This is a genomic window from Streptomyces chrestomyceticus JCM 4735, assembly GCF_003865135.1.
Lineage (GTDB): Bacteria > Actinomycetota > Actinomycetes > Streptomycetales > Streptomycetaceae > Streptomyces > Streptomyces chrestomyceticus.
In genome coordinates this window covers 9,254,552-9,266,694 of the sequence record NZ_BHZC01000001.1, presented here as the reverse complement: position 1 = coordinate 9,266,694, position 12,143 = coordinate 9,254,552, and the positions used below count along the sequence as shown (strand labels likewise).

Here is a 12,143-nt window from a genome sequence, read left to right as displayed (position 1 = left end):
CGGGGCTCGGGCTGCGGCTAGGAGTGGCCGGGAGTCGACCGGTCGGTGTCGGTGCGTACGTGCGCCCGCAGCCCTTGCAGCCCGAACAGGATGAGGAGTTCGACCGCGCCGCCGTCGGCGCTGCCCAGCCAGTGCGGCAGGGACGTGTCGAACTCGGCCGCCTCGCCGGGCGGCAGCGTCAGATCACGGTCACCGGTCACGAGCCGCAGGTGACCGGTGAGCACGTAGAGCCATTCATGACCCTCATGTGTCTGCGGGGCGGGTTCGAGCGGTTCCGGCCGGGCGGGGATAATCATTTTGAAGGCGTGCACCCCGCCCGGCCGCCGGGACAGGGGCACGAAGGTCATACCGTGCCGTCTGATCGGTTTCAGGTGGATCCGGGGATCGCCGGTGCGCGGAGCACCGACGAGGTCGTCCAGCGGGACGTCGTAGATACGGGCCAGCGGCAGCAGCAACTCCAGGGTCGGCCGACGCTGCCCGCTCTCCAGCCGGGACAGGGTGCTCTCCGATACGCCGGTCGTCACCGCGAGGCCGGCGAGCGTGATGCCGTGGTGACGGCGCAGCGCACGGAGCCGCGGGCCCACCGCGTCGAGCACGTCGTCGTCCGTATTGGGGTCCATGAGGCCCATCTTGCCGTTACCGCAAGTTTTCGTGCCAGGCCGTGCGGTGCCTGGCAACACTGGGCGCTCACCGGCAGAAGGAGTCTTGATGAGCGCCACCGATGCGGTCACGTTCTGGGACGGCGTCCACGCGGCCCGGTCGGCAGCCGGCGACCCGCGGCCCAACGCTCGCCTAACCGAAACGGTGACGGGCCTGCCGCCCGGCGACGCGCTGGACCTCGGATCCGGGGCTGGCGGCGACGCGCTGTGGCTCGCCAGTCAGGGGTGGCAGGTCACCGCCGTCGACATCTCGGCCGTGGCGGTCGAACGGCTCGCCGCCCTCGCCCGCTCGCACGGTCTGGGCGAACGCGTCACCGCCATGACGTACGACCTGCACCAGTCCTTCCCGCCCGGCACGTTCGACCTGATCAGCGCCCATTACCTGCAGACACCGTGCGACCTGGACCGGGCGGCCGCCCTGCGTTCGGCGGCGCACGCCCTGCGCCCGGGCGGGCGTCTGCTGGTCGTCGACCACGGCTCGGCCGCGCCGTGGTCGTGGCAGCAGGACCCCGACACGCGGTACCCGAGCCCGCAGGAGGTCGCCGCCGATATCGGCCTGGCCCCGGAGACATGGACGGTCGAACGGGCCGACGCGCCCCGCCGGATCGCGACCGGGCCGGACGGGCGCACCGCCGAAGTCACCGACCACGTCCTTCTCGTCCGCCGCACCGCGTGACACGGCGGCCAGCTCCGTCTTCGACAAACCGCGACGAAGACCTGACACAGACTCGACGAAGAAAGGCAGCCCCCTGTTGCCCAGCACCACGCGCCCCACTCACCGCGGCGACACCCCGCCGCCCCGGACCGGAAGCAGCGAGGCCGAGGTCCTGCGCGGGTTCCTCGACTACCTCCGTACGTCGATCGCCGCGAAGGTCGACGGTGCCCCCGAGCCGCAGGTCCGGACAGCCGCCGTGCCGTCGGGCACCAACCTGCTCGGCCTGCTCAACCACCTGCCGGCGGTCGAACGCTGGATGTTCCTCGGCGACGACGTCACCGACTGGCCGGCGACGTTCCAGGCCACACCGGCAGACAACGTGGCCGACATCGTGGCCCGCTACCGCGAGACGGTCGAGCGCGCCAACGTCGTGCTCGACGTGTGCACCGATCTCGACGCGCCGGTCCCCCGACCGCGGCCGGGCCGCGCCGGTCCCAGCGTCCGCTGGGCACTGACGCACATGATCGAGGAAACCGGCCGTCACGCGGGCCACGCCGACATCCTCCGCGAACTGATCGACGGCTCGACCGGTCGCTGATCCGGGCAGGCGCACCCGTACCTGGCGCGACCACGGCCCACCTCTGGACGAGAGCCACCGGCCCCCGGCTCGGCGTCCAAGGTCGATTGTCAGTGGTGGGTGAGAAGGTGAGAGCACCAAGACGGAAGAGGGGGAGCATTTATGTCCGGGAACCAGAACTACATCAATCACGTTGCTCTTGTGCTGGATGCCAGTTCGTCCATGTCACACCTGAGCCGTAAGGTCGTCGACGTCGCCGACCAGCAGATTGCGTATCTGGCTCGCCGCTCGAAGGAACTGGGCCAGGAGACCCGCGTCACGGTGTACGCCTTCGCGGACACGGTGGAATGCGTCATTTACGACAAGGACGTGCTGCGGATGCCGTCCCTGAAGCAGCTTTACCGGGTCGGCGGAATGACGGCTCTGCTGGCGGCCACGCTGAAGTCGCAGCGGGAACTGGCGCAGACGGCGCAACTGTACGGCGACCACAGCTTCCTGACGTTCGTGCTGACCGACGGGCAGGAGAATGCGAGCCACCGCTGCCCGGACACGCCCGGCAAGAGCACGCGCGAACTGATCAACGCGGTGGACGAATTGATCAGGACGCAGGAGGACAACTGGACGCTTGCCGTCCTCGTACCGGACCAGATGGGCAAGCGCGAGGCCATGCAGTGCGGCTTCCCGAAGGACAACATCGCCATCTGGGACGCCACCAGCACCCGGGGCCTGGAAGAGGCGGGGCAGGTCATCCAGCAGGCCACCGAGAATTTCATGGTGGGCCGGGCCCAGGGCATCCGGGGTTCCCGGGCGGTCTTCTCCACCGGCGCGGAGGCGGTCAACAAGGACACCATCGAGGCAGCCGGTCTCACCCCGGTGGACCCGTCGAAATACCAGCTCATTCCGGTGGCTCGCGCGGCGGCGATACGGGAATGGGTCGTCGAGTGCGGGCACACGTACCGTACCGGTTGCGCCTTCTATCAGCTTAGCAAGTCGGAGAAGATTCAGGCGCGGAAGCAGATCGCCGTACTGGAGAAGAAGACGGACCGGGTGTACACGGGGCCGGAGGCCCGGTCCTTGCTGGGTCTGCCGGACGAGGAAGTGCGTATCAGTCCCGACCGCAATGACGACTTCACCATATTCGTGCAGAGCACCAGCGTGAATCGGAAGCTGGTTCCGCACACGCGGCTGCTGCTGATGCTCTGATCTCTCGGAAGGCTCCGCCGACCCGGTCGGCGGAGCCCCGTGGGGCACACTCAGCATGCGGAGTTCTCACCTGGTGCCGGACGAGCTTCCGGAGTCGGTTGCCGTACACCCCCGCGGCCGGCCGTATGCGTCAACCATCTCCTCAGACACGAAATCTGGATGACGAGGAAAGAGCCCGCCTCTACGATGGCCCGATGGCATCGATCAAGCAGTTCCAAGTCACCTTCGACTGCGCGGACCCCGAGCGCGTCGCTCGCTTCTGGTGCGAGGTGTTGGGGTACGTCGTACCGCCGCCACCGGAGGGGTTCGCCACTTGGGACGAGTTCGATCGTTCGCAACCGCCTGAGCGTCGAGGTTCAGCGTTCGTCTGCCAGGATCCCTCAGGGGTGGGCCCGCGCATGTACTTCCAACGCGTTCCCGAGGGGAAGGTTGTCAAGAACCGGGTGCATCTCGACGTGCGGGCCGGCACCGGGCTCGTAGGGGAAGAGCGGGTGGCCGCGCTCGAGGCCGAAGGCGCACGCTTGGTCGCGCTCGGCGCGGTACGCGTGCGGCTGCTGCCCGCTGATGACGAAAACGAGTCGTGTCTCTGTATGCAGGACGTCGAGGGCAACGAGTTCTGCCTCGACTGAGTGCCGGGCAACCAGGCACACCACGTCACGTCACACGCGGGCGGTCCGGACTGACCGGGCCGCCCGCTCCGCCCGCACCGCGTGAAAGACCCCAGCCGCTACTCTCGGCCGTATGGTGTTCGATTCGGTTCATTTCGATCTCCAGCCCTACGCGGGTTTCGCCATGGATTCCTACGTGCGGCGGACGCATTGCAGTTGGGAGGACACCGGCTGGCAGTCGTTGCTCGTCCAGCGGTTCCATCACGTCCCGGTGGTCGAGAGCATGGAGTTGCCGGCCGCGGCGGACCTGCACCTGATCCTGCCCGTGGCGGGACGGGCCGTGCTGGAGACGCGTGCCGATGGCCGGTGGCAGCGCCGCACCTGGGCGCCCGGCCAACTCGAACTGGCCGTTCCCGACCGGTCCGTCCTCCGCCGCTATCGCGGGGACGGACCGTTGGGCAGCGTGCAGGTGCACATTCCGCGCGGCACCGTCGAACGTACCGCGGCGCAGTTGGGGAGCCGCGAGGTCGACTACGAAAGCATGGCGGCGTCCGTGGCCACCGGGGACCCGCTCCTCGTGGAGGCGGTCCGTGCCGTCGGTTCGGCGGAGGAGACCGGGGACCTGTACGCCGAGGCGTCGGCCACCTTCCTGGCCGTACACCTGCTCACTCGTCACTCCCGGAACCCGGGCCGGCGAGCGCCCGAGCGGGAGGACGCGCGCGTCCGCGTGGCGATCGCGTTCATGCGTGACCGGCTGGCTGAACCGCTCACGCTGGCCGATGTCGCGGACGAAGTGCACCTGAGCGTTTTCCACCTCGTCCGCGTGTTCCGCCGGGCGACGGGGCAGACACCCCACCGGTACCTCACCCAACTCCGTGTCGAAGAAGCGAAACGTCTGCTGCGGGAGACCGGCTTCACGGTCGCCCGGATCGCGCCGCTCTGCGGATTCGCCGACTCCGGCGCCCTGTCGACGGCGTTCCTGCGCCACACCGGCGTCCGCCCCTCGGCGTACCGCAATTCCTGACCTCTTCGCGGCAATCTCGCGCATGGGCCTGGGCGGCGACCGCATCTAGTGACCTGAGTCAGAGATCCGGTGGCAGTAGGCGGCGACTTTGTCGAGGATCTCGTCGGCGGATTTGGTCCAGAGGAAGGGCGTGGGTGCTCGTTCCAGTCGGCCAGCCAGGCCCGGATGTCGCGTTCGAGGGCCTGGACGGAGCGGTGGACGCCGCGCTTGAGCTTCTTCTGTGTCAGTTCGGCGAACCAGCGCTCGACCAGGTTGAGCCAGGACGCGCTGGTGGGGGTGAAGTGCAGGTGGAAGCGCGGGTGCGCCAGCAGCCACGTCTTGACCGCGGGCGTCTTGTGCGTCGCGTAGTTGTCGAGGATCAGATGCACGCCGAGGCCGGCCGGGACCTCCTTGTCCAGCCTGGCCAGGAACTTCTTGAACTCCACGGCCCGGTGCCGGCGGTGCAGCGAGCCGAAGACCTTCCCGCTCGCCACCTCCAGGGCGGCGAACAACGTCGTGGTGCCGGCCCGGACATAGTCGTGACTGCGCCGCTCGGGCACCCCGGGCATCATCGGCAGGACCGGCTGGGACCGGTCCAGCGCCTGGATCTGCGACTTCTCGTCCACACACAGCACCAGGGCCTTCTCCGGCGGATCGAGGTAGAGCCCCACTACATCGCGGACCTTGTCGATGAACAACGGATCGGTGGACAGCTTGAACGTCTGCGTGCGGTGCGGGGCCAGGGCGAACGCCCGCCAGATCCGCGAAACGGCCGACTGCGACATGCCCGTGGCCGCCGCCATCGACCTCGTCGACCAGTGGGTGGCGTTCTTCGGCCTCTCCTCCAGCGTCTTGACGATCACCCGCTCGACATCCGCGTCGGTGATTTTGCGCGGGACACCCGGCCGCGGCTCGTCGCACAAGCCGTCCAGCCCGCGCTCCAGAAAACGGCGCCGCCAGGTGCGGACCGTGTCCGGGGCGATCCGCAGCCGGCGCGACACTTCCAGGATCGAGCGCCCCTCGGCACACTCCAGCACGATCCGCGACCGCTGAGCCAGCGCCTGAGCCGTCGTACGCCGACGCACCCAGCCTTCCAGCACAGCCCGCTGGGCATCAGTGACCGACAACGGCGCAATCTTCGGACCCGGACGACTCATACCCAACCAACGACGAATCTCCGACTCAGGTCACTAGGGTTTCGTCCATGGCTGGAAACACGACGACAACGCCGAAGAGCGAGCAGGACGGGCAGACCGAGCAGACCGAAGGCACAGGGCGGGCCGAGCGGAGCGAAGGGATCGAGCAGATCGAGCCCTTCCCCATTCACATCCCCGACCGCGAGCTGACACTTCTGCGGGCTCGCCTCGACGAGGCACGGCTCCCCGAACCCGAAACGGTGCCGGACGCTTCACAGGGCATCGGACTCACCCGGCTGAGGACGTTGCTGGACGCCTGGCGACAGCATGACTGGCGGGCCACGGAAGACCGCTGGAACGCGATTCCGCACTACCGCGTCCGTATCGACGGGCTGAACATCGCGTTCTGGCACGTGCGTTCGCCCGAGCCGACGGCGTTTCCCCTGATACTCACTCACGGCTGGCCGGGCTCCGTACTCGAATTCGAAAACGTTCTCGGGCCGCTCACCGACCCCGTCGCGTATGGCGGTTCCGCCGCCGACGCGTTCCACGTGGTCGTACCGTCGCTGCCCGGGTTCGGGTTCAGTGAGCGTCCGCGCGAGCGCGGCTGGCAACCGGCCCGTACGGCGCGGGCGTGGGCCGAGTTGATGTCCGCGCTCGGGTACGAGCGGTTCGGCGCGCACGGCGGGGACTGGGGCGCGTACGTCAGTACCGAGCTGGCGCGCCAGGTGCCCGAGCGTGTCGCCGGTCTGCACCTCACGATGCCGCTCGCCTCTCCCCTGCCGGAGGACAGGCACGCGCCCGACCTGGCGGAACGACGCATGCTGGAGCGACGCGACACCCATCTCGCGGACGGCTACGGCTTCGGGATGATCATGGCCACGCGTCCGCAGACACTCGGCTACTCCCTGCTCGACTCCCCCGCCGGCCTGGCGGCGTGGCTCGGCGAGAAGTTCGACGCCTACGCCGACACACGGCCGGAGGCCGGTGGCGGGGTGAGCCTGACGCAGCAGGTGGAGAACATCGCCCTGTACTGGCTGACCGGAACCGGCGCCTCCAGCGCCCGCTGGTACTGGGAGGCGATGCGGTGGGTACCGCGCAGCGCCGAGGAGGAGATCGCGCAACCGGTGACGACACCCACCGCCTGCTCACTGTTCCCGGCCGAGCCGTGGCCGACCGCGCGGCGCTGGGCCGAGCGCCGTTACCACGACCTCCGCTCGTGGCACGAGATGGATCGCGGCGGCCACTTCCCCGGCCTGGAACAGCCGGACCTGCTGGTCGCCGAACTCCGGGCCGCGTTCCGGCACGCGCGTCAGCACACCGACGACCGGACGCGATGAGGGCTTTCGTGCCAGGTACGTGCCTTCTCAGCCCGCGTCGGCCCTCTGCCCGGTGAAGGTGCACCCTGCATACGTGGCTGCGCGTCATCCCGCACAGCGCGTCGGCACGCCTGCGGGACGCCATCGTTGCCCGGGCGGCCCCGAGCCCGGAAGCGACCGCAGAGGTGCTCCCTCGTGGCGAGCCTCCTTCCCTCCAGGGGACAGGCGATGTGGCAGCGCTGGTGGCCAAGGGCCGTGGTGTCGACGACGGATCGTGCTTCCGCGCCGCCCTCGGGCCCGAACTGCGCTGGGCCGTGAGCCATTTCCGCCAGTACGCCGTTCCCCTGGCCGTCCTCACCGAACAGCGCAGCAATGTTGCGCAGACTGCTCGCTCCTCAATGCCCTGCCTGACCCCGCCGGCCCTGGCACCACCCAACGGGCCGCTCTGGTCAGGCTGCACCGCAAGTTGCCCGTGCCCTTGCCTGAATGGCCGGCGGTAAGGCGCGAGCGAGCACGGCGTCGAGTTGTCCATGACGCCTCGTGGCAGACTGCCCCTGACCGGAGTGGCCGACGAGGCCGTGGCAGAGTCGGCCCCGGGGCCCCGGCTGCCCCGCAGTTCAAGGAGCGATGAACATGGCACTCGACGCATTCGGCTTCCTCTTCACCGGACGCGGGCTCGACCCCGACCGGGACCGGTCCGTGATCGAACGTGACGGGTTCCGCGCCGTCATGGTGGGTATGGCGGACCCGTCCCAGGCACCCGAGGTGGCGGCGGCCCTGGTGGACGAGGGCATCCAGCTCATCGAACTGTGCGGCGGCTTCGGCCCCGTGTGGACCGCCAAGGTCATCGAGGCCACCAAGTCCCGTGTTCCGGTCGGGTCGGTGGGGTACGGGCCCGAGTCGATCGACGGCGTGGCGGCACTCTTCCCGCCGCAGGCGGACTGAGCCGGCTCTTCGGCTTCCGGCGCCGCGTTCAGGTTCGCCAGGCCGACGCGAATCAGCGCAGGTCAGCGGAGGTCACTGTGGCGGGTGCACACCCACAGTACGAGCCCGAGGAAGCTGAACGCGGCGCCCAGCGCGCATACGGCGCCCCAGCCGGCCACCGTGTAGAGCGAGGTTGCGGCGATGGCGCCGGTAGCGCTGCCGACCGAGTAGAAGACCATATATCCGCCGATCAGCCGACTGCCCGCGTCCGGGTGCAGCGCGTGGATCAGGGTTTGATTGGTGACGTGGACCGCCTGCACGGCGAGGTCTAGAAGGATCACCCCGACGGCCAGGGCCCAGAGCGAACTGCGGGTGAAGGCCAACGGCAGCCATGAGGCGGCGAGCAGTGCCAGGACGATGCCGGTGGTCCGCCGGGAGAGTCCGCGGTCATTCAGGCGGCCCGCCACCGTCGCGGCCAGGGCGCCGACGACGCCGATCAGGCCCAGCGCTCCGATCGCACCGTGGGGCAGGAAGTACGGGGCCTCGCTGAGCGGCAGCGCGACACTGCTCCACAGAGTGCTGAAGGCAGCGAAGATCAGCAGACCGAACAGGGCCCGGATTCGCAGCAGTCGTTCCCGTACGAACAGGGTGACCGTGGAGCGCAGGAGCTGTCCGTAGCGCAGGGCGGTCGGCGAGACGCCGGTGGGGCGCGGCAGCACCCGGTACAGGATCAGGGCGAGGAGAGCGGTGAGCGACGCCGAGGCGAGGTAGACGGAGCGCCAGCCCGCGAGGTCGGCCATCAGGCCGGAGACGGTGCGGGCGAGCAGGATTCCGATGACCACGCCGCTGGTGACCAGGCCGACGACCCGCCCGCGTGCGGCGGGAGGGGCCAGAGATGCGGCGAAGGCGACCAATGTCTGTGTGACGACCGCGAGAAGTCCGGTGGCGGCCATGCCCACGAGCAGGACCGCCGCCGTGCGGGCGGCCGCAACGACGGCCAGGGCCAGCACCAGGAGCAGTAACTGGGCCACGACGAGCCGTCTGCGGTCGGCCATGTCGCCCAGCGGAACGAGGAAGAAGAGCCCGAGCCCGTATCCGATGTGCGTGAGGGTGACCACGCTGCCGACGAACGCCGGGCTCATGCCGAGGTCGTGCCCGATCGTCACCAGGAGCGGCTGGGAGAAGTAGACGTTGGCCACCGCGGCCGCGCAGGCGACGGCGAACAGGACGATGACGCCACGGGACAGGGTGGACGCGGGACTTTCGTCGTTCTGGGCCGCGGTCTGAGTCTCGGTCGCGACTTCGCCCCCTGCCTCTGCACCTGCCGCGGCTTCGGCCTCTGCCTCGGTCCCTCGCGTCACAGCCTCACCCTTGCCAGGCATCGGCATCCCTCCGACCATCATCTGGTTTCATCTTGCCACCACCAACGACGGAGACCGTAGCCGCCTTGGTAGCATGTTGCAACCACTCAGAGAGCGAGGGCGCCATGGTGACCAGGACACGCTTCGACGACAGCGCATGCCCCGTCGCCCGGTCGGTGGACGCGATCGGCGACTGGTGGTCACTGCTGATCGTGCGGGACGCCTTCGACGGGAGTCGGCGCTTCGGAGAGTTCCAGCGCAGCCTCGGCGTGGCGAAGAACATCCTCACCGCACGCCTGCGCACCCTGGTCGCGGGCGGAATCCTCGAATCCGTCCCCGCCTCGGACGGCAGCGCCTACCGCGAGTACGTACTGACCCCGAAGGGCAAGGCACTCTTCCCCGTCATCGTGGCGCTCCGGCAGTGGGGCGAACAGCATTTCTTCACTCCCGGCGAAGCACACTCACAACTGGTCGACCGCCGACAGGGAGAACATCTCCGCACCTTGGAAGTGCTGTCTGCGGACGGGCGCCGACTGGGCCCTGATGACACCACCGTCCACAAGGTCTCCGACCACTGATCCGCCCCGAAGTCCGAAAGACCGGAAAGCCGCAGGTCCGTAGGTCCGCAGGCTCGCAGCCGACGCGTCGCACGAAGACATCACAAAGTCGCCGGGACCTCCGCAGGCAAAGCACTCATCGTCCGGAGCCGACGGACTGACTGCCGTAGCGCCCCCCACGCCCGCAGTCAGGACCGGCCCCCGGAGTCAGACATGAAGCCGCACGGATACATGGCGATAGGATCCCGAATAAGCACCCAGTCCACGCAGTGTCGGAAAAGTCGGCCTTTGAACGTGAGTACGGTGTGATGCCGCGCCTGGCGGTGACTGTCGATCGCGCGAAGGGGACCGCGAAGAGGCCATGAACAGACTTTTCTCACGCATACCTGGACCGGCCGCCCGCGCACTGGTCGCAGCCATGAGCGCTGCCGCTCTCCCCATAGCCTTCGCCCCCTTGGCCGTGGCAGCTCCAGCAGCCGGCCCGACAACCTCCACCGGGCCTGCACAGCCTGAGATACGGGTCGTGTCATGGAACATCTGCGGCGAAGCGGGCGGCCGGCGCGGCGAGCCGGGATACTGCCCGCACCGCAACGAGCCGGAGCAGAAGGCCGCGCAGATCAAGAAGCTCGTCGACGAGCGCCAGGCCAACGTGGTGATGCTGCAGGAGGTGTGCGGCGTCGCCCCGGGCAGTCATCTGGAGCTGCTGCGCGCCCAGTTGGGCGAGGGCTGGGACGTACGGCATGCCTCCGGGGCCCGGCCCGACGGCCGCACCGACTGCCGTGGGGCACTCTCGGGTGAGCTGGGGGTAGCCCTGGCGGTCAAGGGAACCATCACCGGAAGCTCGTCGGCCAACATGCTGCCTGCGGACCCGTCGGGCCAGGACAAGCAGACACTGCCGATCCTGTGCGCGTCCGTCCAGGGCTGGACGACCAGGGTCTGCACCACGCACATCGCGGTCGGCGAATCCGAGCGCGTCGCCCAGCAGATCAAGAACGTCAAGGCGTATCTCGGTACGGCGGCGAATACCGGCTTCATCCTGGGCGGGGACTTCAACCGCAACGCGGGCGCGGACTCCATGAAGCCGCTGACCGATTCCTTCGACCGCTGCATCGACGGCTTCACTTACCACGGTTGGAACCGCGCGACGCAGCGGCATTCACTCCACAAGCTGGATCACTTCTTCACCAACCGGACTCCCGGCGGCAACCGGTTCGCGGCCTGCGCCATCGACACGTCCCGGATGGACCAGTCGGAGAACGAACCCACCAGCGGCCCGCCCACCGGCTACTCCGACCACGCGCCGATCTTCGCCCGGCTGCCTGGGACCCCCGTACCCACCCCCGGTGACATGAGTGGCGACGGCAAGCCGGATCTCGTGGCGGTGGACGACGCGGGCAAGCTGCGGCTCTACCCCGGACTGGGCGACGGCGGCGTCACCGGCGGCCACCGCGTCATCGGCACGGGCGGCTGGTCCGGCGCCTCCGTCACCCACCGCGGTGACTTCACCGGGGACGGCCGCGAGGACCTGCTCGCGCGCATCGGCACCGATCTGTGGCTCTACCCCAACACCGGCGACGGCTCGCTCGGTGACCGCATCCGGATCGGCCGTGACTGGCCCGCCGACGCCCGGATCGTCGCCGCCGGCGATGTCACCGGTGACGGCCACCCCGATCTCGTGGCGCGTTACGGGGACAAGCTGTGGCTGTACGCGGGTGATCCGGCGGCCCGGCCGCAGCTCAAGCCCAGGGTTCAGTTGAGTGGCGAGGGCTGGGCACCGATGACGCTGTCCGCGGCCGGCGACGCCACCGGCGACGGGCGCCCCGATCTGTTCGTCCGGGACACCCGTGACGGCAAGCTGTGGCTCTACCGGGGCCGTTCCGACAACACCTTCGGCGACCGCACCCTCTACGGGACGCGTGGCTGGGACACCCGCAACCGTCCGCTGATCACCGGGGCGGCGGATGCCGACGGCGACGGGGTGGCGGACCTGTGGGCCACGACGGCGGACGGCAGCGGCACGCTGCTGTACTACAAGGGCGGCACCAACTCCGCGGGTGACCCGGCGGACGGCGATGCCCGCATCATCGGCCCGACCGGCTGGAAGCGGATCCAGGCCATCGGCTGAGGCCGGCCGGTTTCCG

The 12,143-nt window shown here is 69.2% G+C and carries 11 protein-coding genes and 1 pseudogene; 9 read left to right on the top strand and 3 right to left on the bottom strand.

Features of this window, described 5'->3' with window-relative positions; translation table 11 throughout:
* Nucleotides 1-17: 17 nt before the first annotated feature.
* Nucleotides 18-620: a helix-turn-helix domain-containing protein gene (locus EJG53_RS40005; RefSeq protein ID WP_125048989.1), complete on the bottom strand. Its 603-nt coding sequence runs from the start codon at nt 618-620 to the stop codon at nt 18-20.
* A gap of 88 nt (nt 621-708) precedes the next feature.
* On the opposite strand from EJG53_RS40005, the gene EJG53_RS40000 reads away from it, so the two are divergent.
* The 5 genes from EJG53_RS40000 to EJG53_RS39980 all read left to right on the top strand — a co-directional run bounded on the left by EJG53_RS40000 (nt 709) and on the right by EJG53_RS39980 (nt 4,726).
* On the top strand, nt 709-1,335 hold the full coding sequence (locus tag EJG53_RS40000) for an SAM-dependent methyltransferase (protein ID WP_125048988.1): 627 nt from the start codon (nt 709-711) through the stop codon (nt 1,333-1,335).
* A gap of 76 nt (nt 1,336-1,411) precedes the next feature.
* Complete coding sequence (locus tag EJG53_RS39995; protein ID WP_125048987.1) at nt 1,412-1,912, top strand: DinB family protein; 501 nt, start codon at nt 1,412-1,414, stop codon at nt 1,910-1,912.
* Between the two features lie 141 nt (nt 1,913-2,053).
* On the top strand, nt 2,054-3,094 hold the full coding sequence (locus EJG53_RS39990; RefSeq protein ID WP_125048986.1) for a vWA domain-containing protein: 1,041 nt from the start codon (nt 2,054-2,056) through the stop codon (nt 3,092-3,094).
* A 194-nt stretch (nt 3,095-3,288) separates the two neighbouring features.
* Complete coding sequence (locus EJG53_RS39985) at nt 3,289-3,723, top strand: VOC family protein (RefSeq protein WP_125048985.1); 435 nt, start codon at nt 3,289-3,291, stop codon at nt 3,721-3,723.
* Nucleotides 3,724-3,835: 112 nt separating this feature from the next.
* Nucleotides 3,836-4,726: an AraC family transcriptional regulator gene (locus EJG53_RS39980; protein WP_125048984.1), complete on the top strand. Its 891-nt coding sequence runs from the start codon at nt 3,836-3,838 to the stop codon at nt 4,724-4,726.
* Nucleotides 4,727-4,771: 45 nt separating this feature from the next.
* Here the strand turns inward: EJG53_RS39980 and EJG53_RS39975 are convergent.
* Nucleotides 4,772-5,862: pseudogene (locus EJG53_RS39975) on the bottom strand (IS630 family transposase).
* A 47-nt stretch (nt 5,863-5,909) separates the two neighbouring features.
* Here EJG53_RS39975 and EJG53_RS39970 point away from each other — a divergent pair.
* Both EJG53_RS39970 and EJG53_RS39965 read left to right on the top strand, forming a co-directional pair.
* Nucleotides 5,910-7,181 (top strand): epoxide hydrolase family protein, encoded by a 1,272-nt coding sequence (locus tag EJG53_RS39970; RefSeq protein ID WP_244955559.1) that lies wholly within the window; start codon nt 5,910-5,912, stop codon nt 7,179-7,181.
* Nucleotides 7,182-7,793: 612 nt separating this feature from the next.
* On the top strand, nt 7,794-8,105 hold the full coding sequence (locus tag EJG53_RS39965) for a DUF6506 family protein (RefSeq protein WP_125048983.1): 312 nt from the start codon (nt 7,794-7,796) through the stop codon (nt 8,103-8,105).
* Between the two features lie 62 nt (nt 8,106-8,167).
* Here EJG53_RS39965 and EJG53_RS39960 read toward each other — a convergent pair whose 3' ends face one another.
* Nucleotides 8,168-9,472: an MFS transporter gene (locus EJG53_RS39960; RefSeq protein WP_125048982.1), complete on the bottom strand. Its 1,305-nt coding sequence runs from the start codon at nt 9,470-9,472 to the stop codon at nt 8,168-8,170.
* A gap of 98 nt (nt 9,473-9,570) precedes the next feature.
* Here EJG53_RS39960 and EJG53_RS39955 point away from each other — a divergent pair, with 98 nt between their 5' ends.
* Both EJG53_RS39955 and EJG53_RS43180 read left to right on the top strand, forming a co-directional pair.
* The gene (locus tag EJG53_RS39955) at nt 9,571-10,023 is read left to right on the top strand and encodes a winged helix-turn-helix transcriptional regulator (protein ID WP_125048981.1); all 453 of its coding nucleotides are present in this window, start codon (nt 9,571-9,573) and stop codon (nt 10,021-10,023) included.
* A gap of 502 nt (nt 10,024-10,525) precedes the next feature.
* On the top strand, nt 10,526-12,127 hold the full coding sequence (locus EJG53_RS43180; protein ID WP_244955558.1) for an FG-GAP-like repeat-containing protein: 1,602 nt from the start codon (nt 10,526-10,528) through the stop codon (nt 12,125-12,127).
* Nucleotides 12,128-12,143 lie beyond the last annotated feature (16 nt).